Raw genomic sequence first — 23,783 nt, forward strand, 5'->3', positions numbered from 1 at the left:
GTGTTCCGGGCCGATTAATGGGGCGGCGGGGGCGCCGTTCGGCGTGTTTCGATCTGTGAATGATAATTTATTACGGGTAACAAGATGCTATATAATTTGTACCAAATATACATACGTGACTTGTCCTCATGAATTCAGCGGTTCGCGATCTCATTTCTGTCAGCTTGCCATCCGATCCAGCCGCCGCTGTCATTTCGCCGCGCCGCGGCGAATTTGAGGACGCGCAGTACGAAGCCGCCTTCAACCAACGCCAGCTGGAGAAAATCGGGCCGCAGCTGCGCTCCACGCTGCTGTTCTGTTCCTGTTTCTACGTTGCCTTCAGCCTCACCGATTTCAGCGTGCTCGGCTACGGCGGCGACGCCGGCCTGCTGTTGCTTGCGCGCCTGCTGGTGGCGCTGACCGCGGGCGCCGGATGCGTCCTCAGTTACCTCCGGCCGCAATCGGTCTCGGCGACCCGGCTGGCCGCCTGCGCCACCGAAATCGTCGGCCTGCTCGCGTTCCAGCTGGTCGTCGTGTACCGGCCGAACGAAATCGCCTGGCATGCGATGTCGATGGCGCTGATGCTCATCGTGGTCTACCTGTATATCCCGAATCGGCTGATGTATTCGTTCGCGATTGCGCTGACCGCCACGGCCGGATTCATCGCGATCGTGCTGACGATGGGCAGGCTGAACGCGTCGGAACTGCTGACGATGTCGATGCTGCTGTTGTTGGCCAATGCCTTCGGCTCCGTCGCCGCGCGCCGTTATCAAATCGTGTGGCGCGAGGAGTACCGCGTCCAGTCGGTGCTGCACCAGATGTCGCTCCACGATACGCTGACCGGCTGCTTCAACCGCAACTACCTGCAGCAGGACCTGCTGGAGTCCGAACTGGCGCGCGCCCAGCGCTTCAAGCTGAACCTGACCGTCATCATGTGCGACCTCGATCATTTCAAGCAGGTCAACGACAAGCATGGACACCTCGGCGGCGACCTGGTGCTGGCCCATTTCGGCCGCCTGCTGACCGGCATGACGCGCGCGCGCATCGACAGCGTGGTGCGCTACGGCGGCGAGGAATTCCTGCTGGTGCTGCCCGAAACCACGCTGGAGGGCGGCGTGATGCTGGCCGAACGCCTGCGCGCCGCGCTCGCCGGCTCCGTGATCCTGCCCGGCGCCAGCATCACCGCCAGCATCGGCGTCGCGTCGGTGGACTTCGCCGTCGATGCGCCCAAAACGCTGCGCGAACTGATTTCGGCGGCGGACCGCCTGCTGTACGAAGCGAAGAACGGCGGCCGCAACCAGGTCAGGTCGTAGCTTTCCAGTGGCGCCGCAGCAGCCCGTAGAACACCGTATCGCACACTTCGCCGCCGACGATCCAGCGTTCCGGCATGTAGCCCTCGCGCTGAAATCCCAGCCGCTCCAGCACGCGCGCCGAAGCGGCATTGCGCGGGTCGATGTCCGCCTCCACCCGGTTCAGGTCGAGCCGGTCGAATCCGAATCCGAGCAGGGCGCGCACCGCTTCGCCGGCGTAGCCCTTGCCCCAGTGCGCGCGGGCGAGCGAATAGCCGATGTCGCAGCGCCGATTCTGCTCGCTGAACGCCCACAGCGCGGCCTGGCCGACAAGCATGCCGCTCGCCTGAACCACGATGCCGACACGAAGCGCCGTCCCGCTGGCCAGGTTTTCGGCGCCTTTGACCAGGTAGTCATCGGCCTGTTCCATCGTGGTCCACGGCGAACCGGCGCCGTAGCGCATCACCTCGGGATCGGAAAATATCTCGTACATCGCGGGCGCGTCCTCCGGCGTCAGAAGGCGCAGCGCCAGCCGCTCGGTAGCGATGGTCCCGATGTCAAACACTGGCATTGCTGTCTCCCTTTGGTTTGATGGCGACCGCGCACAGCACCATCTCGACGATCATTTGCTCGGCGTCGTCGAAGTCTTTGCGCGCGAGCTGCTTGCGGTTCAGGACCAGCGCCATCTGCGCCGAAAAGTCGGCGTACGACTGCGTCATGGCCCAGATCGCGAACAGCAGGTGGGTCGCGTTGACGGGCGCGATGCGGCCTTCGGCGATCCAGCGTTCGAACACCTCGATGTCCTTGCGCACCAGCGGCACCACGCGATCGCGGATCTGCTCGCCGTACAGCGGCGCGCCGCTGATGACCTCCATCGCATACACGCGCGACCCGAGCGGATGCTCGCGCGAGAAGCGCAGCTTGGCCTGCACGTAGGCGCGCAGCATGTCGCTCGGCTCCTGCGCCGGATCGGCCAGCAGGTCCATGCGCGTGAGCCATTCGTCCAGCACGTCGTCCAGCACGCGCTGGTACAGCGCCTGCTTGGTCGGGAAGTAATACATCAGGTTCTGCTTCGACAGCCCGGCGTTGTCGGCCACGGTGGCGATCGACGTCCCTTCGTAGCCGCATTCGGCGAACACGCGCACCGCTTCGGCCACGATGTCGGCCTCCAGCTTGTCGCGATTGAGCGTCTGCCGCTTGATCTTGGTGATGGTCATGAGGCCTTCATCGATTTGAGGAAGTCGATCAGCGCGGGCGAGTCGCCGGCGTAGGCGACGTTGAAGCGGAACCAGACCGATTCCGATGGCCGCAGCATGAAAAATTCGTTCGGCGACAGCAGGATGCCGGCCTTGAGCGCCTGGTCGGCGATCACTTTGCCGTTCCATTCCGACGTCGGCGCGCATTGCCAGCCGGCGCTGACGAACATGCCGCCGCGCGGCTTCGCGATCGGCGCCATGCCCGCCTCGAGCAGCCGTTCGGTCGTGCGTTCCCGCGCCGATTTCAGCTGGTCGACCAGCTTTTCCACCATCCGCTTGTAAGGCCGCGCCGACACCGCGTGGTACACGGCGCGCTCGTTGATTTCGGACGTGGTCAGGCCGGCCAGCATCTTCACGCGCAGCAGTTCCGGCACCAGCGAATTGGACGCGCAGATCGAGCCGACCCGCAGCACCGGCGACAGCGTCTTGGAGAAGCTGCCGACCCGGATCACGCGGCGCAGCCCGTCCATCGCCGCCAGCGACGCTTCGCCGGGCGCCGCCAGTTCGCGGTAGATGTCGTCCTCGACCAGCCAGAAGTCGAACTGCTCGGCCACCCCCAGCAGCCGGTGCGCCTGCGCCTGCGGCAGCGAGGTGCCGAGCGGGTTTTGCAGCACCGTGTTGACGAACATGAGCTTGGGCTGGGCCGCGGCGGCGCGCGCCGTCAGCACGGCGAAATCGATGCCGTCGGCGCCGCGGGGGATGCCCACCGGGATGCAGCCATGGTGGCGGATCAGCGAGGTCAGGTTGCTGTAGCCGGGATCTTCGACGAACACCGTGTCGCCCGGCTTGGTCAGGGTGCGCAGGATCAGGTCGAAGGCGTGGGTCGCGCCATGCGTCAGCAGCACCTGGTCCGGTTCGGCCGCGAACAGGTCCTCGGTGAGCGTGGTCGCCAGGTGCTGGCGCAGGGTAGGGAAGCCGAGCGGATGGCCGTAGCCGCGCAGGCGGTTGGCCGGGATCTTCATCGCGTGGCGCACCGCGTCGAGGATGGTGGTCTCGCCGTACCACTCGGGCGGCAGCCAGCCGGCGCCCACCGGCAGCGCGTCCGATACGCCCGAATACAGGTCCGGCGTGAGCGCGTCGATCGCGGTCGGCGAAGCCGCCAGCGCCAATGCCGGCGCTGCCGCCGTTTCGCTGCGCGCGACAAAAAAGCCGGAACCACGGCGCGACGAAAGCAGTCCAACATTGAGCAGCCGGTCGTACGATTCGACCACCGTGAACGTGCTGACGCCATTCGACTTTGCGAATTGGCGCACCGACGGCATCTTGGTCCCTACCCGTAATTCCCGACGGTTTACCATCTGCGCGATCGCTGCCACAATCTGATCGACCAGGCTGCCTCTTTTCGAGCGGTCGATCGCCAGCACCGGCCAGGCCGCCGGCCCATTTCCAGCAGGAATATTTTCAGCATCCGCCATCGAGTGTCCCTATTGCTGCATTGCGCAAAACTGTACTGCCCGCATTACCGATACGGTTGGCCGCTTTTGCCGTTTGTGTATATGTGCCAGTGGTAATCTGCTGACTATTATTGCACCATCATTTTGCCAACTGGTAAATAATTTTTTTAGCCGTCAAAATCTTTGGAGAGTCGAATGAACGAATCCCGCCCAGCATCGATGTCCTCATTCTGGATGCCGTTCACCAACAACCGCGACTTCAAGGCCAACCCGCGCCTGCTGGTCTCGGCTGAAGGCATGTACTACAAGGACGTCGACGGCAACAGCGTGCTCGACGGCACCGCCGGCCTGTGGTGCGTGCCGTGCGGCCACGCCCAGCCGAAAATCGTCTCGGCCGTGCGCGAGATGATCGGCCAGCTCGACTTCGCCCCGACTTTCCAGATGGGCCACCCGGCCGCCTTCGACCTGGCGGAGCGCCTGATGGAATACAGCGGCCGCAAGTTCGGCCACGTCTTCTACACCAACTCCGGCTCCGAGGCGGTCGACACGGCGCTGAAGATGGCGCTGGCCTACCACCGCGCGCGCGGCGAGGGCACACGCACCCGCCTGATCGGCCGCGAGCGCGGCTACCACGGCGTCGGCTTCGGCGGCCTGTCGGTCGGCGGCATCGGCGGCAACCGCAAGAGCTTCGGCCCGCTGCTGCCCGGCGTCGACCACCTGCCGCACACCCACAACCTCGAACAGAACGCCTGGACCCGCGGCGAGCCTGAACACGGCATGAACCTGGCCGACGAACTCGAACGCCTGGTCGCGCTGCACGACGCCTCCAACATCGCCGCCGTCATCGTCGAACCGGTCGCCGGATCGACGGGCGTGCTGGTGCCGCCGAAAGGCTACCTGAAGCGCCTGCGCGAGCTGTGCACCAAGCACGGCATCCTGCTGATCTTCGATGAAGTCATCACCGGCTTCGGCCGCCTGACCACGCCGTTCGCCGCCGACTACTTCGACGTCGAGCCGGACATGATGACCACCGCAAAAGGCCTGACCAACGGCGTGATCCCGATGGGCGCGGTGTTCAGCAAGCAGCATATCCACGACGCGTTCATGGACGCGCCGCCGGGCATCGAACTGTTCCACGGCTATACCTACTCGGGCCACCCGGTCGCCTGCGCCGCGGCGCTGGCCACGCTGGACGTGTTCGAAGAGCAGAACATCCTCGGCCGCGCCCAGGAAGTGCAGCAGTACTGGGCCGACGCGGTGCACTCGCTCAAGGGCCTGCCGCACGTGATCGACATCCGCACCATCGGCCTGATCGCCGGCATCGAACTGGCGCCGATTCCCGGCAAGCCTGGCGTGCGCGCCTTCACCGCCTTCAAGCAGGCCTTCGCCGACGGCATCCTGATTCGCACCACGGGCGACATCATCGCCCTGTCGCCGCCGCTCATCATCGACAAGCAGCACATCGACGAATTGTTCGGCAAGCTCGCCACCGTATTGAAAAACCTCGACTGACCGAAAGCACACAATGAGCAACCTCGACACCATCACCCACTTCATCGGCGGCCACAAGGTCGATACCACCAGCGGCCGTTACGCCGACGTGTTCAATCCGGCTGTCGGCGAGCCATGCGCGCGCGTCGCGCTGGGCACCGCCGACGAAGTCGATGCCGCCGTCGCCGCCGCGTCGGCCGCGTTCCCGGCCTGGTCCAACACGCCGCCGCTGGCGCGCGCCCGCGTTCTGTTCAAGTACCTGCAGCTGTGCCAGCAGCACACCGACGAATTCGCCGCGATGCTCACGCGCGAACACGGCAAGACCTTCTCCGACGCCCAGGGCGAAGTCGCGCGCGGCATCGAGATCGTCGAATTCGCGGTCGGCATTCCGCAGCTGCTCAAAGGCGAGTTCACCGACCAGATCGCGCGCGGCATCGACGCCTGGGCGATGCGCCAGCCGCTCGGCGTGGTGGCCGGCATCACCCCGTTCAACTTCCCGGTGATGGTGCCGATGTGGATGTTCCCGGTCGCTATCGCCTGCGGCAACACCTTCATCCTCAAGCCGTCCGAGCGCGATCCGTCGCCGTCGCTGCTGCACGCCAGGCTGCTCAAGGAAGCCGGCCTGCCGGACGGCGTGTTCAACGTCATCCAGGGCGACAAGGTCACCGTCGACGCGCTGCTCGATCACCGCGACGTGCAGGCGATCAGCTTCGTCGGCTCCACCCCGATCGCCGAATACATCTACGCGCGCGGCAGCGCAATGGGTAAGCGCGTGCAGGCGCTGGGCGGCGCCAAGAACCACATGGTCGTCATGCCCGACGCCGACATGGAGATGACGGTCGACGCGCTGATGGGCGCAGCCTACGGCTCGGCCGGCGAGCGCTGCATGGCGATCTCGGTGGTGGTCGCGATCGGCGACGCCGGCGACAAGCTGGCCGACGCACTGGCAAAGCGCACCGGCGCACTGAAAATCAGCGACGGCATGGAGCATGGCGCCGAAATGGGGCCGGTGGTCACCAGCGCCGCCAAGCAGCGCATCGAAAAACTGATCGGCGAAGGCGTCGAGCAGGGCGCGACCCTGCTGGTCGATGGCCGCAACTTCAAGGTGCCGGGACGCGAGAACGGATTCTTCGTCGGCGGCACGCTGTTCGACCACGTCACGCCCGACATGACCATCTATAAAGAAGAAATCTTCGGACCGGTGCTGTGCATGATGCGCCTGCCGGACGTGGGCAGCGCGGTAGAGCTGATCAACGCCAACGAGTACGGCAACGGTGTGGCGATCTACACCCGCGACGGCGGCGTGGCGCGCGAGTTCGTGCGCCAGATCCAGGTCGGCATGGTCGGCGTCAACGTGCCGCTGCCGGTGCCGATGGCCTTCAACAGCTTCGGCGGCTGGAAGCGCAGCATGTTCGGCGACCACCACGCCTACGGCCCAGAGGGCGTGCGCTTCTACACGCGCCACAAGGCCGTGATGCAGCGCTGGCCGAACACCGCGAGCTCGGGCGCGGAATTTGCTTTTCCTCAGATGAAGTAGATAGTACGGGTCTGACCCATCGGGGACTGGGCGTCCCCGTCAGACCCCGGTTCTCGCATAAATATAAGACACCAGGGATGCACATGATCGACTCACTGAAACACCTGCCGCGCACCAGCGTGGCCGACGGCTCGTTGGCGGAGCAGTTCACCGACCTCGCGCCGCCGCTGACTAGCCGCCAGGCGGCGATCGAAGCGGCACGCTGCCTGTACTGCTACGACGCGCCATGCACGCGCATCTGCCCGACCGAAATCGACGTCGCCAGCTTCATCCGCAATATCCACGACGGCAACATCCACGGCGCCGCGGCAGGCATCCTCAAGCAGAACATCCTGGGTGGCAGCTGCTCGCGCGTCTGCCCGACCGAAATCCTGTGCGAGGACGCCTGCGTGCGCAATCACGACGAAGAAGGCCAGCCGGTCAAGATCGGCCTGCTGCAGCGTCACGCGCTCGATCACGCCAGCTTTGCCGAGCACCCGTTCCAGCGCGCCGCATCGACCGGCAAAGTGATCGCCATCGTCGGCGCCGGCCCGGCCGGCCTGTCGTGCGCGCACCGCCTGACAATGCTGGGCAACGACGTCGTCATCTTCGAGGCGCGCGAGAAATCGGGCGGCCTGAATGAATACGGCATCGCCAAGTACAAACTCACCGGCGACTTCGCGCAGCGGGAAGTCGACTTCCTGCTGTCGATCGGCGGTATCGAGGTGCGCCACGGCTTCAGGCTGGGCGAGAACCTCACGCTGGCCGAATTGCACAGCCAGTACGACGCCGTGTTCCTCGGCCTGGGCCTGAACGCCAGCCGCGAGCTGGGCCTGACCGGCGAAAACGCACCGGGCCTGATGGCCGCGGTGGACTACATCGCCACGCTGCGCCAGGCCGAAGACCTGTCTGCGCTGCCGGTGCCGCGCCGCGCGATCGTGATCGGCGCCGGCAATACCGCGATCGACATGGCGGTGCAGATCAAGCGCCTCGGCGCCGAGGACGTGACCCTGGTGTACCGCCGCGGCTTCGAGTCGATGACCGCGACCCACCACGAGCAGGACATCGCCAAGACTAACTACGTGCGCATGCGCACCTGGGCCGCGCCGCTGGAAGTGCTGCTGGACGAATCGGGCAATGTGCGCGGCATGCGCTTCGAAGAGACGCGCATGGACAACGGCCGCCTGGCCGGCACCGGCGCCTTCATCGAGATCGCCGCCGACGCCGTGTTCAAGGCGATCGGCCAAAGCATGGATACGGCAGGCCTGTCCGACCCGATGGCGCAGCAGCTCGAGCGCAAGGGCGACAAGATCAATGTCGATGGCCACTTCCGCACTGCGGTTGCAGGCGTCTACGCCGGCGGCGACTGCGTCGCGCCGGGGCAGGACCTGACGGTGCAGGCGGTACAGCACGGCAAACTCGCGGCACACGCGATTCACAACGACATCCAGACCAAAGCGGGGGCAGCATGGCCGACCTGAGCATCGATTTCTGCGGCATCAAATCGCCCAACCCATTCTGGCTGGCGTCGGCGCCGCCGACCGACAAAGCCTACAACGTGGTGCGCGCCTTCGAAGCAGGGTGGGGCGGCGTCGTGTGGAAGACGCTGGGCGAAGACCCGGCCGCGGTCAACGTGTCGTCGCGCTATTCGGCGCACTACGGCAAGAACCGCGAAGTCCTCGGCTTCAACAACATCGAGCTGATCACCGACCGCAGCCTGGAGATCAACCTGCGCGAAATCACCCAGGTCAAAAAAGACTGGCCGGACCGCGCGATGATCGTCTCGCTGATGCTGCCGTGCGAAGAAGCACTGTGGGCCGAGATCCTGCCGAAGGTGGAAGCGACCGGCGCCGACGGCATCGAGCTCAATTTCGGCTGCCCGCACGGCATGCCGGAGCGCGGCATGGGCGCGGCAGTCGGCCAGGTGCCGGAATACGTCGAGATGGTTACGCGCTGGTGCAAGAAGCACTCGAAGCTGCCCGTCATCGTCAAGCTCACGCCGAACATCACCGACGTGCGCGCCCCGGCGCGAGCGGCCAAGGCCGGCGGCGCCGACGCGGTCTCGCTGATCAACACGATCAACTCGATCACCCACCTCGACCTCGACCGCATGGTGGCGTTCCCGGTGGTGGGCAACGCCAGCACCCACGGCGGGTACTGCGGTTCGGCGGTCAAGCCGATCGCGCTGAACATGGTGGCCGAGATCGCGCGCGACCCGCAGACCGCGGGCCTGCCGATTTCCGGCATCGGCGGCATCGGCAACTGGCGCGACGCGGCCGAATTCATCGCGCTGGGCGCCGGCTCGGTGCAGGTCTGTACGGCGGCGATGCTGCATGGCTTCCGCATCGTCGAGGAGATGAAGGACGGCCTGTCGCGCTGGATGGACGAGAAGGGCTACAAAACCATCGAGGACTTCACGCGCAAGGCGGTGCCGAACACCACCGACTGGAAATACCTGGACATGAACTACCAGGTGATCGCGCAGATCGACCAGGACAAGTGCATCAAGTGCGGCAAGTGCTACGTGGCCTGCGAAGACACCTCGCACCAGTCGATCGCCCAGCTGATCGATGCGGCCGGCGTGCGCACGTACGAGGTGATCAGGTCGGAGTGCGTGGGCTGCAACCTGTGCGAGATCACCTGCCCGGTGGAAGCCTGCATCACGATGGTGCCGCAGGAGACCGGCAAGGCGTACATGAACTGGACGCAGGACGCGCGCAATCCGCACCGAGTGGCATAAAGAAATGGGGTCAGGTCCGCGGGACCAGCCCCCGCTTTGAGCTACACTCACGCTGCGATCAACAAGATGGAGCCACCACAGTGAGCGAACAAAACGGCAGCACGCATCTCTGGAACGAAGACCTGGCCCCGACCACGGCGGCGCAGCGTACCTGGCGCTGGTATCACTTCGCCGCGCTGTGGGTCGGCATGGTCATGTGCATTCCCGCGTACACCCTGTCCGCCAGCCTGATCGAAGCCGGCATGTCCGGCTACCAGGCGGTGCTGACGGTATTCCTGGCCAACGCCATCGTGCTGCTGCCAATGCTGGCCATCGGCCACGCAGGCACCAAGTACGGCATTCCCTACGCGGTGCTGGCGCGATCCTCGTTCGGCACCACCGGCGCGCGGATCCCGGCGCTGATGCGCGCGATTGTCGCCTGCGGCTGGTACGGCATCCAGACCTGGTTCGGCGGCAGCATGATCTACACGCTGCTCGGCGTGATGATGGGCCACGAAATCGGCGGCGACAAGTTGCCTGGCCTTGGCATCAATGGCGCACAGCTGGCGTGCTTCCTCGCGTTCTGGGCTGTCCAGTTCTACTACATCGTGCACGGCATGGATTCGATCCGCAAGCTCGAAACCTATACCGCGCCGCTGAAGATCCTGATCTGCTTCGTGCTGCTCGGCTGGGTCCACAACAAGGCCGGCGGCTTCGGGCCGCTGCTCGAGGCGCCGTCGCAATTCGTCGCCGGCGGCAAAAAGGCCGGCCAGTTCTGGTCGACCTTCTGGCCGTCGCTGACGGCGATGGTGGGCTTCTGGGCCACGCTGGCGCTGAACATCCCCGACTTCACCCGCTTCGCCAAGTCGCAGCGTGACCAGCTTGTGGGCCAGTCGGTCGGCCTGCCGGTGCCCATGGGCCTTCTCGCTGCCCTCGCGGTGATCGTCACCTCGGCCACCGTCGTTTTGTATGGCAAGGCGATCTGGGATCCGGTCGACCTGGCCAGCCGCATGACCGGCGGCGCCGTGCTGATCGCGCTGATCGTGCTGCTGGTCGACACCGTTAGCGTGAACCTGGCGGCCAACCTGGTCGGCCCGGCCTACGACTTCTCGGCGCTGGCGCCGAAGCACATCTCGTACCGCACCGGCGGCTACATGACCGCGGGTATCGCGCTGGTCATGATGCCGTGGAAGATCCTCGAGACCACCCAGGGCTACATCTTCACCTGGCTGATCGGCTACTCCGCGCTGCTCGGGCCGATCGCAGGCATCCTGATCATCGACTACTACATGATCCGCAAGACCGAGCTCGATGTGCGCGCACTGTACCGCCACGACGGCATCTACTCGTACGGCAACGGCTGGAACATGGCCGCCATCGTCGCCTTCGTCGCCGGCGTGCTGCCGAATATTCCCGGCTTCCTGAACGCCGCCTTCCCGGCGTCGTTTCCGTCGGTGGGCGAGGGCTTCAAGCTGGTTTACACGTATGCCTGGTTCGTCGGCATCGCAATTTCCGCGCTGGTGTACGGCGTCATGATGAAGGGGCGCGCGCGCCCCGCCATGGCCGTTGCACAGGGCTAGTTCTGGTTTAGTCTGGAGGATCACATGAGCATCTTCATCCGCGGTGGAACCGTGGTCAACGCCGACCGCGCATTCAAGGCCGACGTCATTTGCGAGGGCGACAAGATCGTCGCCGTCGGCGAAAACCTCGACCCGCCTTCCGGTGCGACCGTCATCGATGCGCACGGCCAGTACGTCATGCCGGGCGGGATCGACACCCACACGCACATGCAGCTGCCGTTCATGGGCACCGTTACCGCCGACGATTTCTTTACCGGCACCGCGGCGGCCGTAGGCGGCGGCACCACGACGATCATGGACTTCGTCATCCCCGCGCCGCAGCAGTCGCTGATCGAGGCGTATCACACCTGGCGCGGCTGGGCGGAAAAATCCGCGTGCGACTACACCTTCCACGTCGCGGTGACCTGGTGGGACGAATCGGTGCACGCCGACATGGGCACGCTGGTGCGCGATCACGGCGTGAACAGCTTCAAGCACTTCATGGCGTACAAGAACGCCATCATGGCCGACGACGAAACGCTGGTGCACAGCTTCTCGCGCGCGCTGGAATTGGGCGCGATCCCGACGGTGCATGCGGAGAACGGCGAGCTGGTATTCCAGCTGCAGCAGGACCTGCTCAAGAAGGGCATCACCGGACCGGAGGCGCATCCGCTGTCGCGCCCGCCGGAGGTGGAGGCCGAAGCGGCCAACCGCGCCATCGCGATCGCCAACGTACTCGGCACGCCGGTGTACATCGTGCACGTGTCGTGCGCCGAGTCGCTGGATGCGATTTCGCGCGCCCGCGCCAAAGGGCAGCGCGTGTACGGCGAGGCGCTGGCCGGCCACCTGGTCATTGACGACAGCGTGTACCAGAGCGCGGACAAGGAGTACGCGCGCGCCCACGTGATGAGCCCACCGTTCCGCAGCAAGCACCACCAGGCCGCGCTGTGGCAGGGCCTGCGCGGCGGGAACCTGCATACCACCGCGACCGATCACTGCACCTTCTGCGCCGAGCAGAAGGCGGCCGGCAAGGACGATTTCACGCGCATCCCGAACGGCTGCGGCGGCGTCGAGGACCGCATGTCGGTGGTGTGGGATGAGGGCGTCAACAATGGCCTGCTGACGCCTTCCGAGTTCGTGCGGGTCACGTCCACCAACGCGGCGCAGATTTTCAATATGTATCCGCGCAAGGGCGTCGTGGCGCCGGGCGCCGACGCCGACATCGTGGTGTGGGATCCGGAAGGGACCCGCACGATATCGGCCAGGACGCAGTTCGCCAAGGGCGGCTTCAACGTGTTCGAGGGCCGCACCGTGCGCGGCATCCCGACGTACACGGTGGCCGCCGGCAAAGTGGTGTTCGAGCGCGGGGAGCTGCGCGCCGTCGAAGGCGCCGGCCGCCACATCGATCGTCCCGCATTCACCGCAACCAGCGCAGCCTGAACGAAGAGAGTAAAAACATGAACGAACTGCGAATTAATGGAAGCCGCCTGTGGTCGTCGCTGATGGAGCTGGCGCGGATCGGCGCCACGCCGAAAGGCGGCGTCAAGCGCCTGGCGCTGACTGACCTGGACCGCCAGGGTCGCGACCTGGTCGTCGGCTGGGCGCGCGAGGCCGGCCTGTCGATTACCGTCGACCAGATCGGCAACGTGTTCATGCGCCGCGAAGGAACCAACCCGTCGCTGCCGCCTGTCGTCACCGGCAGCCATATCGACACGCAGCCGACCGGCGGCAAGTTCGACGGCAACTACGGCGTGCTGGCCGGCCTCGAAGTCGTGCGCACGCTGAACGACCTGAAGATCCAGACCGAGGCGCCGATCGAAGTCGCGTTCTGGACCAACGAGGAAGGCTCGCGCTTCGTGCCGGTGATGATGGGCTCGGGCGTGTTCTGCGGCGCGTTCTCGCTGGAGACGGCGTACGCGGCGAAGGACACCGAAGGCCTGACGGTGAAGGACGAACTGGCGCGGATCGGCTACATGGGCGAGCAGGTGCCGGGCGACCATCCGATCGGCGCTTATTTTGAGACGCACATCGAGCAGGGACCGGTGCTGGAGGACGCCGACAAAGTGATCGGCGTGGTGCCGGCGGTGATGGGCCTGTCGTGGTACGACTGCGTGGTGACCGGCATGGAGGCGCACGCGGGGCCGACGCCGATGGGACTGCGCAAGGACGCGCTGCAGGTATCGACGCGCATCATGCAGGAAGTGGTGCAGATCGCGAACCGCTATCCGCCGTACGGCCGCGGCACGGTGGGCATGGTGCAGGTGTTCCCGAACAGCCGCAACGTGATTCCGGGCGAAGTTAAATTCAGCATCGACCTGCGCAACGTGAACGACGAGCTGCTCAACACGATGCACGAGGAGATGCTGGCGTTTATCGAGAAGACGCGCAGCGAGAGCGGCCTTCAGATCAGCATCGAGCGCGTGTCTTACTATCCGCCTTGCCCGTTCCATCCGGACTGCGTCGGCGCGGTACGCGCGGCGACCGAGAAGCTGGGATATTCGACAATGGATGTCGTCTCGGGCGCCGGCCACGATGCGATCTACGCGGCGCGGCTTGCGCCGGCCGGGATGATCTTCGTGCCTTGCAAGGACGGCATCAGCCACAACGAGATCGAGGACGCCAAGTCGGATCACCTGGAGGCGGGGTGCAATGTGCTGTTATTGGCGATGCTGGAACGGGCGAAGGTCGTCGCCGGCTGATCGAAGATGGGGTCAGGTCCGCCGGACCTGACCCCGGTTTTGCCGGCGCCGCGCATTCAGAACGAAGTCTCGCGCTCCGGCGTGGCGCTGATGTTGTGAATCGAGAGATCTGCGCCGTTGAATTCCTGTTCGGCGTCGAGGCGCAGGCCGACCGCCAGCTTAATTAGTCCATAGACCGCGTATCCGCCGCCGGCGGCGATCGCGATCCCCAGCGCGGTGCCGGCAAGCTGCGACAGGAAGGACACGCCGCCAAGCCCGCCCAGCGCCTTGCTGCCGAAGATGCCCGCCGCCAGGCCGCCCCAGGCGCCGCACAAGCCGTGGAGCGGCCACACGCCCAGCACGTCGTCGATCTTCCATTTGTTCTGGGTCCAGGTGAACATCAGGACGAAGATGGCGCCCGCAACCGCGCCGGTAGCCAGCGCGCCGAGCGGATGCATCAGGTCCGAGCCCGCGCACACCGCGACCAGGCCGGCCAGCGGCCCATTGTAGGCGAAGCCCGGATCGTTCCGGCCCATCAGCAGCGCCGTCAGCGTGCCGCCGGTGAGCGCCATTAGCGAGTTTACGGCCACCAGCCCGTTCATCTTGTCGAGCGTCTGGGCGCTCATCACGTTGAAGCCGAACCAGCCGACGGTCAGAATCCACGCGCCCAGCGCAAGGAAGGGGATCGACGATGGCGGGTGCGCGGCGATCTTGCCGTCCTTGGTGTAGCGCCCGCGCCGCGCGCCCAGCAGCAGGATCGCCGGCAACGCGACCCAGCCGCCGACCGCATGTACGACCACCGATCCGGCGAAGTCGTGGAACTCGGCGCCGAACAGCGACTGCAGCGCGGCCTGCACGCCGAAGCGGTGGTTCCAGGCGATGCCCTCGAACAGCGGGTAGATCAGGCCGACCAGCAGCGCCGTGGCCATCATCTGCGGATGGAATTTCGCACGCTCGGCGATGCCGCCCGAGACGATCGCCGGAATCGCCGCGGCGAACGTCAGCAGGAAGAAGAACTTGACCAGCTCGTAGCCGTTCTTCGCGACCAGGGTGTCGGTCGCGCCAAGGAAGTTGACGCCGTAGGCGATGCTGTAGCCGACGAAGAAGTAGGCGATGGTGGAAATCGCAAAGTCCGCGAGGATCTTCACCAGCGCGTTGACCTGATTCTTCTTGCGCACCGTGCCGAGCTCGAGGAAGGCGAAGCCAGCGTGCATCGCCAGGATCATGATTCCGCCGAGCAGGATGAAGAGCGCGTCGGCACCTGTTTTGTATCCGTCCATCCAAAACTCCCTGAAAATGTGCAGCTTATTGTCGATGCATTGGTACAGAGCAAAAAACGTGCCATTTAGGTGCGGGGCGGTGCCTGATCTGTTCGCGCTTATGCACCGCCTATGACCAAATATGCACCAATTTGGTGCGGCATGTTGCCTTGATGGCGTCAGCGATAACTGACAGCCGCACCCGCCTCCGTCCGATGAGAACGCCCTCGTAATGTTGTTAGGCTTGCCACTTTGACCTAACCACACGAGGGATACAATGCGAGCGCTCACTTACCACGGCAGTCTTGACGTCAAGGTCGATACGGTTCCCGATCCAAAAATCGTTGAGCAGGACGACGTAATCCTGAAGGTCACCGCCACCGCGATCTGCGGATCGGACCTGCACATGTACCGCGGGAAGATCCCGGCGATGAAGAGCGGCGACATTCTCGGCCACGAGTTCATGGGAGAGGTGGTCGAAACCGGCTCCCAGGTGACCAGGCTTCAGAAGGGTGACCGCGTGGTGGTGCCGTTCGTGATCGCCTGCGGGAGCTGCTTTTTCTGCGACATGGACCTGTACTCGGCGTGCGAAACGACCAATCCCGACCGCGGCGCGATCATGAACAAGAAGAGCCTGCGCTCCGGCGCCGCGCTGTTCGGCTTCAGCCACCTGTACGGCGGCGTGCCGGGCGGGCAGGCCGAGTACGTGCGCGTGCCGAAGGCGAACGTCGGGCCGATCAAGATTCCCAAGAACCTGGCCGACGAACAGGTGCTGTTCTTGAGCGACATCCTGCCGACCGGCTACCAGGCCGTGCTCAACACCGGCGTGGGCAAGGGTGGCAGCCTGGCGATTTTCGGCGCCGGCCCGGTCGGGCAGATGGCGGCGGCCAGCGCGCGCATGCTCGGCATCGAGAAGATCTTCATGGTCGACCATCACAAGTTCCGCCTCGATTTTGCATGCAAGACCTACGGCGTGGTGCCGATCAATTTCGAAGACTGCGACGCCGCCGACTTCATCCTGCAGGCGACCGACGGACGTGGCGTCGACGGCGTGGTCGACGCGGTGGGTTTCGAGGCCAAGGGCAGCAAGGTCGAAACGGTGTTGACCGACTTGAAGCTGGAAGGCAGCAGCGGCAAGGCGCTGCGCCAGTGCATCGCGGCGGTGCGGCGCGGCGGGACGATCAGCGTGCCGGGCGTGTACGCCGGCTTCATCCACGGCTTCCTGTTCGGCGACATCTTCGAAAAGGGCATCGGGATCAAGGCGGGGCAGACGCACGTGCAGAAGCACATGCCGGAGCTGCTCAAGGCGATCGAGGAGGGCAAGCTACATCCGAACGCGATCATCTCGCACCGGCTCAAGCTGGAGCAGGCGGCCGAGGGCTACAAGATGTTCGACAAGAAGGAAGACGACTGCCGCAAGGTCGTGATGACGCCGTAGCGTCAACTGCGGGGACTCGGCGTCCCCGTCGCTCCGCCGGACCTGACCCCAGGGGTTAGGCCGCGGCGCGGAACGAACCGAAGAAATCGAGCAGCACGCGCGCCGCGATATCGGCATCGTCCGCCGTCATGGTCTCGAGCCGGTTGTGGCTGATGCCGCCGTTGCCGCAGCGCGTGAACAGCATCGCGACGTCGGTCATCTTGGCCATCGCCATCGCATCGTGTCCCGCACCCGACGGCAGGTCGTAGCGTGGCAATCCCGCGCGTTCCACCGCAGCGCCCAGTTGATCCATCATCCAGGGCGCGCATGGCGCCGCAGCCGCCGACACGACCTGTTTTACGCTCGCTTCGACCTGACGGCGCGCACAGATCGTGGCGATCGAATCGAGCACCTCCTTCGCCGCCGCCAGCCGCACCGCGTCATCGGCCGCGCGAATATCCAGCGACAGTTTGCAGTGCCCCGGAATCACGTTGACCGACCCATTCGGCACTTCAAGCTGGCCGACCGTGCCGACCAGCGACGCGCCCTGGCTGCAGCGCTGTTCCACCATCAGCACGATTTCCGCTGCAGCAGCAGCAGCGTCTTTGCGCATGTTCATCGGCGTGGTGCCGGCATGGCTCGCAAGCCCGGTCAGTTCGACCAGGTAGCGCGAGCTGCCAGCGATCGCAGTGACGACGCCCAGCGCAAGCCCATGCTCCAGCAGCACCGGCCCCTGTTCGATATGCACCTCGACGAATCCCAGCACGTCTGCCGGATTGCGCGCGATCGCGGCGATGGCGCCCACGTCATGACCCGCGCCTGCCAGCGCGTCGCGCATGGTCGTGCCATCGGCGTCGACCGCATCGAGCAGCGCCATGTCGAACTGGCCGGTGATCGCGTTACTGCCCAGGAAAGTGCTCTTGAAGCGCACGCCTTCCTCTTCGGCGAATCCGATGACTTCGAGGTGGAACGGCAGCCGTTCGCCACGCGCGTGCAGGTGGCGCACGATCGCCAGCGGCAGAAGGATGCCGAGCCGGCCGTCGTACTTGCCGCCGTCGCGCACCGTGTCGTAATGAGAACCGGTGAGCAGGGTCTTCGCTCCAGGCACGTCGGACAGGTAGCGGCCGACCACATTGCCGACCGCGTCGATGTGCGCCTCCATGCCGGCTTCGCGCATCCACTCCATCAGCTGGCTGGCGGTGCGCCGGTGCGCCGGCGTCATGTACGAGCAGGTGAGGCCGTCGTCGGCATCGCTCCATGCGCCGATGACTTCGGACCATTGCATGATTTGCGGGCCGAATTCCAGCTGCACATCCAGCAGCACGTTGATGCGGATCTCGGCGATGCGGTGAATCTGGCGCAGGCATTCGGCCATCTCGTCGGCGCGCTGGTTTTTCAGGCGGCGCGTGAAGGTGGCGATGATCGTTTCGCGGGTGAGGCCTTCGCCGGTCGGGCCTTTCACCGCGAGGATGAACGGAAAGCCGAATTTGACGTTGTAGTCGGCGTTGAGCTTGTGCAGCGTTGCATACTCCTCGGCGCTGCACAGGTTCAGGCCGGATTTGGCCTGCTCGCTGGTGGATTCCTGCGTCAGCTCGCCGGCGATGGCGGCCTTGCCCGCGAGTTCAGGGTGCGCGCGGATCAGGCCGAGTTGCTCGTCCACGGTGGCGTCGGAAACCGCCGCCTGCAGCGCCAGCTTGAGCGCGGCCACGGTGGCGAACGGCCGCTGCGCCGCGGCGCGCTGGGGAATCCACGGCGAGTGTTCGTAAATGCCGTGCAGGGCGGCGACGAAGGCGGCTTCGTCGCAGTTATTGAGTTCGGAAAGTGTCGTCATGATGATGTGATGATATCGCTTCAAGAGGCTCGATTCATACGCCGCGCCATATACGGCGGATCATTTCTGCAGCGCCTTGGCCGCGGCGCTGACCTGGTCGCGCAGCCATTTGTGCTCGGGCGACTGGTGCACGCGCTCGTGCCACAGCTGGTAGAAGCGCATCGGCGGGAACTTGATTGGCACGGCAAAGCTTTTCAGCGGCAGCGTCTTCTCGTAATAGCGCAGGAACTGGCGGCCGGTTGTCAGCACCAGGTCGGTCTGGGTCAGCATGTACGGGATCAGGCCGAAATAGGGCGACTCCACCGCGACGTTGCGCTGCATGCCCTGGCGGTCGAGGAAGGCGTCGATCACGCCCAGGTAGCCGGGCACCATCTGCGCCGGCGCCACGTGCGGCAGCGCGAGGTATTCCTCGACCGTCATCGCATCTGGCGCGGTGCGCTTGGCATACGGGCAGTCGGCGCGCATTGTGCACACGATGGGGTCTTCGAACAGCTTGGAGATGTGCAGGTGCGCGGGCGGCTCGTCCCAGTTGGCGATCACCAGGTCCATGTCGCCGTCCGACAGCATGCGCAGGTAATCGACGCCGGGTCCGAGGCTGTGGATCACCACGCGGCTGTTGGGCGAGCCGCGCCGCAGCGCCGCCACCACGTTCGGCAGGAACTGGCTGTCGAGGTAATCGGGCGCGGCGATGTGGAAGGTGCGCGCTTCTTCCTGCGGCACAAACGGCGACTTCTTCACGAACAGGCTTTCGGTCTCGTCGAGGATGCGCTTGGCCGGCTTGAGCAGGCTTTCGCCGTGCTGGGTCGGCACCATGCCGCGCGCGCCGCGCACCAGCAGCGGATCGCCGGTCAATTCGCGCAGCTTGCGCAGCGACGCCGAAATCGAAGGCTGCGGCTGATTGAGCTTGAGCGCCACGCGCGAGACGTTTTTCTCGACCAGCAGCAGGTACAGGATGCGGATCAGGTGCAGGTCGAGGTGCTGGGGAAGGCTGGACATGTTGAGTATATGAAAACGAATATGTCGAATATACGTCATTTTTCATGACGTGGGGAGCGAATCAGGCTATCTTCCACACACTCCCGCCACTGTTTTCGTCGCATCTGCAACCAGGAACCCCATGGAAGTTTTCGGCTATCTGACCCCCTATATCCTCGATTGGCTCAACCTCGTCGTGCGCTGGCTGCACGTCATCACCGGCATCGCCTGGATCGGCGCCTCGTTCTACTTCGTCTGGCTCGATAACACGATCCGTCCGCCGGCGCCCGGCTCCGAGCTGGCGAAGAAGGGCGTGTCGGGCGAACTGTGGGCGGTGCACGGCGGCGGCTTCTACAACCCGCAGAAGTACCTGGTGGCGCCGGCGGAACTGCCGAAGGAACTGCACTGGTTCAAGTGGGAGGCGTATTCCACCTGGCTGTCCGGTTTCGCGCTGCTTACCATCGTCTACTACTTCAACGCGCAGGCGATGATGGTCGATAAGTCGGTGGCCGACCTGTCGTCGCTGCAGGCGGTCGGCATTGGCCTTGGCAGCCTGCTGGTCGGCTGGACTGTGTACGACCTGCTGTGCCGCTCGAAACTGGGCCAGCACGACCTCGCGTTCGGCGTGGTGATGTTCGCCTTCCTGGTCGCCAGCGCGTGGGTGCTGAACAAATACCTGAGCGGGCGCGCGGCCTACATCCACGTCGGCGCGATGATCGGCACGATCATGGTGGCCAATGTGCTGATGCTGATCATTCCCGGCCAGCGCAGGATGGTGGCGGCAATGGCGGCCGGCGGCAAGCCCGATCCGATCCACGGCCTGCGCGCCAAGCAGCGCAGCGTCCACAATAACTACTTCACGCTGCCGGTGCTGTTCATCATGATCAGCAATCACTACGCGATGACCTACCGCCACGAGCACGCGTGGGCCGTGCTCGCGGCGATCATGGCGGCGGGCGTGTTGATCCGCCACTTCTTCAACCTGCGCCACAAGGGCCGCACCGAATACGTCTGGCCGGCTGCCGGCGTGGCGCTGCTGCTGGCGCTGGCCATCGCGATCGCCCCGAAGGCGCCGGCGGCCGCGCCGGCGACGCAGTTCGCCCAGGTGCAGTCGATCGTCATGCAACGCTGCGCGGCGTGCCACTCCGATCATCCGACCCAGCCCGGCTTCGCCACTGCGCCGGCCGGGATTGCGCTGAACACGCCGGAGGGAATCCACCAGAACGCGGCAAAAATCTACCAGCAGGCGGTGCAGCTGAAGGCGATGCCGCTGGCGAACTTGACCAACATGACCGACGCCGAGCGCGCGCAAATCGGCGCCTGGTTCGAAGCCGGCGCCAAATAAGGACTGACATGCAAGCACAAGAAAAACTCACCAGCTGGATCGACGCCCACTTCGACGAGGAAGTCGCGTTCCTGCAGAAGGTGATCCAGATCCCGACCGACACGCCGCCGGGGAACAACGCGCCGCACGCCGACGCGGTGGCCGATATGGTCGCCGGCTTCGGCTGGAGCGCCGAGAAGCACGCGGTGCCTGCGCAGGCGGTGCACGACTACGGCATGGAAAGCATCACCAACCTGATTGTGCGCCGTCCCTACGCTGCCGGAGGGCCGACCATCGCGCTGAATGCGCATGGCGACGTGGTGCCGCCGGGCGAGGGCTGGACCAGGCCGCCGTACGGCGGCGCGATCGAGGACGGCTTCATCTACGGCCGCGCGGCGGCGGTGTCGAAGTGCGACTTCGCGACCTTCATCTTCGCCGTGCGCGCGCTCGAAGCGGCCGGCATTCCGCTCAAGGGCGGAGTGGAGCTGCACTTCACCTACGACGAGGAATTCGGCGGCCTGCTGGGGCCGGGCTGGCTGCTGGAGCAGAAGCTGACCAGGCCGGACTTCGTCATCGCGGCCGGCTTCAGCTACAACATCGTCACCGCGCACAACGCCTGCCTGCAGCTCGAAGTGACGGTGCACGGCAAGTCGGGCCACGGCGCGATGCCGGAGACGGGCCACGACGCCCTGCAGGCGGCCACGCGCATCCTGAATGCGATCTACAACGAGCTGCCGGAACTGAAGAAGATCAAGTCGAAGGTGGCCGGCATCGATTCGCCGACCATGCTGGTCGGCCGCATCGATGGCGGCACCAACACCAACGTGGTGCCGGGGAAGGTGGTGCTGAAGCTGGACCGCCGCATGATTCCGGACGAAGACCCGGTGGAAGTCGAGGCGCACGTGCGCGCGCTGATCGAGAACGCGGTGGCCGGCCAGCCCGGCATCAGAGTCGAGATCAAGCGCCTGCTGCTGTCGCACGCGCTGCGGCCGCTGCCGGGATCGGACAAGCTGGTGGCGAGCCTGCAGAAGAACGGCCGCGCCGTGATCGGCGAAGAGATCGCGGCGCAGGGCACGCCGCTGTATGCGGACGCGCGCCTGTACGGCGAGCACGGGATTCCGGCGGTGCTGTACGGCGCCGGTCCGCGCACGGTGCCCGAGTCGAACGCGAAGAAGGCGGACGAGCGGTTGGCGCTGGACGATTTGCGCAAGGCGACCAAGGTGGTGGCGCTGACGCTGCTGGATTTCCTCGCGGCCTGACACTCGGCACCCGCCGGGCGCCCGGACGCATCCAATGGCGCCGCGTGCGCCTTTTTCTTCGGCCACATCGGCTGCGCGGCTTTCGCGTCGGCAAATTACAACATCTACAACAAAATTTTTCAGATCAGTTATCAAATCCCGTATAATTTTTAACAGGAAATTTTAAGTGCTTAAACAAAACATCTGATGATCTTTCGGCACTGACTTTTCTTAGGTCGTCTTCGCGCTTCGCTTAACAACAACCGAACTCTGATCCTTGAGGGAATAAGATGCAAGAAAAACAATTAAAGCTCGCCATCGCGGCAATCGGTGTGGTCGCAGCTGCTCAGGCAGCAGCTGCGCCGATCAGCGTCAGCCAGACGGTCACGCTCAACAACCTGATGAATTCGAACACCGCGGTACTGGGGTTCGACCTCAATCCCTTCCTTGTCAGCAATGGCGTGTCTGCCGACCGCGTCATCGGCGGCTCGGTTGTCGTGCACGGTTTCTCCGAGGCGAGCTACGGCGCGCCGCAAGCGACCCCTTACAGCGGCTACCTCAACGAAGGCTCGTCCAACCGCACCGTCTACGGCTCGTATTATTCGCCGGGTTATTCGTCGTGCAGCTGGTGGGGCGGCTGCTACTATTCACCAGGCTACACCAGCTATTTCTCCTACGCCGTGACCGACAGCACCATGGTCCGCTACCGCGATATCGCCCACATCGACAATGTCGCCGACACGATGACCGTCTCGGTCGGCGGGGCCTCCGATACCGCCGTCGCGAGCGAGCACAGCGCATCGGCGAACGGCTACGGCAATTACCAGTATGTGACGAACGTCTGCAATTATGATTATTATGGCAATTGCGGCAATCAGACCTACTACAGCCGCGAACGCGACACCTACGAAGCCGTGTTCGGCGCGCTCGACGCCACCGTGCTGTTCGACGCGGCCGGACTGAGCGACCTGACGGCTGACGGCCTGGTCAACGTCACCATGCAAGCGCTCGGCCAGTTCCATCTCGATTCGATCACCTTCCAGCTCGACGTCGCAGACCAGGTGGCGCCGAACGCCGTGCCGGAGCCGGTTTCGGGGCTGTTGCTGGCAGGCGGCGCCGCCGCGCTGGCGCTGGCGCGCCGCCGTCGCAAGAAGTAAGCCGATGAGCGCGTTGGCCCTCAATCCGGACGCGAAGATCCGAATTGAAACGATCGCCTCCGGATGCCCAGTGCTGGTGATCGACGATTTTTACGCCGACCCCATGGCGGTGCGCGCGTTGGCGCTGGGGAGCGGGTACGACTCGTCGCTTGCCTACTATCCGGGCGTGCACGCTCCGATCGAGCCGCGAACGCTGCAGCCATTGTTCGAGTCGCTCACGCAGATCCTCGCGGCGCTGGGCAGTGGCGAGGCCGACCCCGGCTCGATCGATTCCGATTTTTCGCTGGTGACCACGCCGGCCAGCGAAATGCTGTCCAACCAGAAGCACCCCCACGTCGACGGCGTTCCGCTGGCCGGCGTGCTGTACCTCAATCCCGACTACGAAATCGGCACCAGTTTTTTTCGCCATCGCCCGCTCGGCCTGGCGTTCTTGCGTACCGACGCCGAAATTGCCGCGTATACCGCTTGGCTCAGTGCCGAGGGCGAGCGGACCCAGCCGAAAACCTACGCGGTCGCCGACGACGAGACCTGGGAGCATCTGTACACGACACAGGGCAAGTTCAACCGCCTGGTCATGTACCCCGGGATCGCCTTCCATTCGATCGCGATGCAGGACGTCGCCAGGAATATGTCGCTGAGCAGTGCGCGGCTGACCCAGCGTTTTTTTGTCAAGCGCGTCACCGCCCCTGCGCGCTGACCGG

Annotated in this window: 19 protein-coding genes; 13 read left to right on the top strand and 6 right to left on the bottom strand. The window is 65.0% G+C overall.

Annotated features, from left to right (window positions below):
- Nucleotides 1-164 precede the first annotated feature (164 nt).
- Nucleotides 165-1,292 (top strand): GGDEF domain-containing protein, encoded by a 1,128-nt coding sequence (locus AC1D02_RS01330; protein WP_477312920.1) that lies wholly within the window; start codon nucleotides 165-167, stop codon nucleotides 1,290-1,292.
- Here AC1D02_RS01330 and AC1D02_RS01335 read toward each other — a convergent pair.
- From AC1D02_RS01335 to AC1D02_RS01345, 3 genes are read right to left on the bottom strand one after another with little or no spacing between them, the layout of a single operon-like run.
- Entirely contained in the window at nucleotides 1,282-1,839 is a 558-nt protein-coding gene (locus tag AC1D02_RS01335) for a GNAT family N-acetyltransferase (protein ID WP_477312922.1), read from the bottom strand. The genes AC1D02_RS01330 and AC1D02_RS01335 overlap by 11 nt on opposite strands.
- Nucleotides 1,826-2,485, bottom strand: coding sequence for a TetR family transcriptional regulator C-terminal domain-containing protein (locus tag AC1D02_RS01340; protein WP_477312924.1), 660 nt, complete (start codon nucleotides 2,483-2,485; stop codon nucleotides 1,826-1,828). Before AC1D02_RS01340 ends, AC1D02_RS01335 begins: the two co-directional genes overlap by 14 nt.
- Nucleotides 2,482-3,939, bottom strand: a complete 1,458-nt coding sequence (locus tag AC1D02_RS01345; protein ID WP_477312926.1) for an aminotransferase-like domain-containing protein — start codon at nucleotides 3,937-3,939, stop codon at nucleotides 2,482-2,484. Before AC1D02_RS01345 ends, AC1D02_RS01340 begins: the two co-directional genes overlap by 4 nt.
- Before the next feature lie 174 nt (nucleotides 3,940-4,113).
- Here AC1D02_RS01345 and aptA point away from each other — a divergent pair, with 174 nt between their 5' ends.
- The 7 genes from aptA (at nucleotide 4,114) to AC1D02_RS01380 (ending at nucleotide 13,902) form a co-directional block, all read left to right on the top strand.
- Nucleotides 4,114-5,430: an omega-aminotransferase AptA gene (aptA, locus tag AC1D02_RS01350; protein ID WP_477312928.1), complete on the top strand. Its 1,317-nt coding sequence runs from the start codon at nucleotides 4,114-4,116 to the stop codon at nucleotides 5,428-5,430.
- A gap of 13 nt (nucleotides 5,431-5,443) precedes the next feature.
- A complete protein-coding gene (locus AC1D02_RS01355) occupies nucleotides 5,444-6,946 on the top strand; it encodes a CoA-acylating methylmalonate-semialdehyde dehydrogenase (protein ID WP_477312930.1) in 1,503 nt (500 codons plus the stop codon).
- A gap of 83 nt (nucleotides 6,947-7,029) precedes the next feature.
- On the top strand, nucleotides 7,030-8,406 hold the full coding sequence (locus AC1D02_RS01360; RefSeq protein ID WP_477312932.1) for an NAD(P)-dependent oxidoreductase: 1,377 nt from the start codon (nucleotides 7,030-7,032) through the stop codon (nucleotides 8,404-8,406).
- The gene (gene preA / locus AC1D02_RS01365) at nucleotides 8,394-9,665 is read left to right on the top strand and encodes an NAD-dependent dihydropyrimidine dehydrogenase subunit PreA (protein WP_477312934.1); all 1,272 of its coding nucleotides are present in this window, start codon (nucleotides 8,394-8,396) and stop codon (nucleotides 9,663-9,665) included. Before AC1D02_RS01360 ends, preA begins: the two co-directional genes overlap by 13 nt.
- An 80-nt stretch (nucleotides 9,666-9,745) precedes the next feature.
- Nucleotides 9,746-11,224, top strand: a complete 1,479-nt coding sequence (locus AC1D02_RS01370; RefSeq protein WP_477312936.1) for an NCS1 family nucleobase:cation symporter-1 — start codon at nucleotides 9,746-9,748, stop codon at nucleotides 11,222-11,224.
- Nucleotides 11,225-11,248: 24 nt separating this feature from the next.
- Nucleotides 11,249-12,643 carry a dihydropyrimidinase gene (gene hydA, locus AC1D02_RS01375; protein WP_477312938.1) on the top strand — a complete coding sequence of 465 codons (1,395 nt, stop codon included), beginning with the start codon at nucleotides 11,249-11,251 and terminating at the stop codon, nucleotides 12,641-12,643.
- 17 nt (nucleotides 12,644-12,660) lie between these two features.
- A complete protein-coding gene (locus AC1D02_RS01380) occupies nucleotides 12,661-13,902 on the top strand; it encodes a Zn-dependent hydrolase (RefSeq protein ID WP_477312940.1) in 1,242 nt (413 codons plus the stop codon).
- Nucleotides 13,903-13,958: 56 nt separating this feature from the next.
- On the opposite strand, the gene AC1D02_RS01385 is transcribed toward AC1D02_RS01380, so the two are convergent.
- Nucleotides 13,959-15,161 (bottom strand): ammonium transporter, encoded by a 1,203-nt coding sequence (locus tag AC1D02_RS01385; RefSeq protein ID WP_477312942.1) that lies wholly within the window; start codon nucleotides 15,159-15,161, stop codon nucleotides 13,959-13,961.
- 256 nt (nucleotides 15,162-15,417) lie between these two features.
- Here AC1D02_RS01385 and AC1D02_RS01390 point away from each other — a divergent pair, with 256 nt between their 5' ends.
- A complete protein-coding gene (locus AC1D02_RS01390) occupies nucleotides 15,418-16,578 on the top strand; it encodes a zinc-dependent alcohol dehydrogenase (RefSeq protein ID WP_477312944.1) in 1,161 nt (386 codons plus the stop codon).
- A 55-nt stretch (nucleotides 16,579-16,633) separates the two neighbouring features.
- On the opposite strand, the gene AC1D02_RS01395 is transcribed toward AC1D02_RS01390, so the two are convergent.
- Entirely contained in the window at nucleotides 16,634-18,388 is a 1,755-nt protein-coding gene (locus AC1D02_RS01395) for an allantoate amidohydrolase (RefSeq protein WP_477312946.1), read from the bottom strand.
- 60 nt (nucleotides 18,389-18,448) lie between these two features.
- The gene (locus AC1D02_RS01400; RefSeq protein ID WP_477312948.1) at nucleotides 18,449-19,384 is read right to left on the bottom strand and encodes a LysR substrate-binding domain-containing protein; all 936 of its coding nucleotides are present in this window, start codon (nucleotides 19,382-19,384) and stop codon (nucleotides 18,449-18,451) included.
- Nucleotides 19,385-19,505: 121 nt separating this feature from the next.
- Between AC1D02_RS01400 and AC1D02_RS01405 the strand changes: the two genes are divergently transcribed.
- From AC1D02_RS01405 to AC1D02_RS01420, 4 genes are all read left to right on the top strand, one after another.
- Nucleotides 19,506-20,708, top strand: coding sequence for a urate hydroxylase PuuD (locus tag AC1D02_RS01405; protein WP_477312950.1), 1,203 nt, complete (start codon nucleotides 19,506-19,508; stop codon nucleotides 20,706-20,708).
- Nucleotides 20,709-20,716: 8 nt separating this feature from the next.
- Nucleotides 20,717-21,946 carry a M20/M25/M40 family metallo-hydrolase gene (locus AC1D02_RS01410; protein WP_477312952.1) on the top strand — a complete coding sequence of 410 codons (1,230 nt, stop codon included), beginning with the start codon at nucleotides 20,717-20,719 and terminating at the stop codon, nucleotides 21,944-21,946.
- 269 nt (nucleotides 21,947-22,215) lie between these two features.
- On the top strand, nucleotides 22,216-23,082 hold the full coding sequence (locus tag AC1D02_RS01415; RefSeq protein ID WP_477312954.1) for a PEP-CTERM sorting domain-containing protein: 867 nt from the start codon (nucleotides 22,216-22,218) through the stop codon (nucleotides 23,080-23,082).
- Between the two features lie 4 nt (nucleotides 23,083-23,086).
- Complete coding sequence (locus AC1D02_RS01420; protein ID WP_477312956.1) at nucleotides 23,087-23,779, top strand: DUF6445 family protein; 693 nt, start codon at nucleotides 23,087-23,089, stop codon at nucleotides 23,777-23,779.
- Nucleotides 23,780-23,783: the final 4 nt, after the last annotated feature.

Source organism: Massilia sp. P1_C10, from assembly GCF_056406475.1.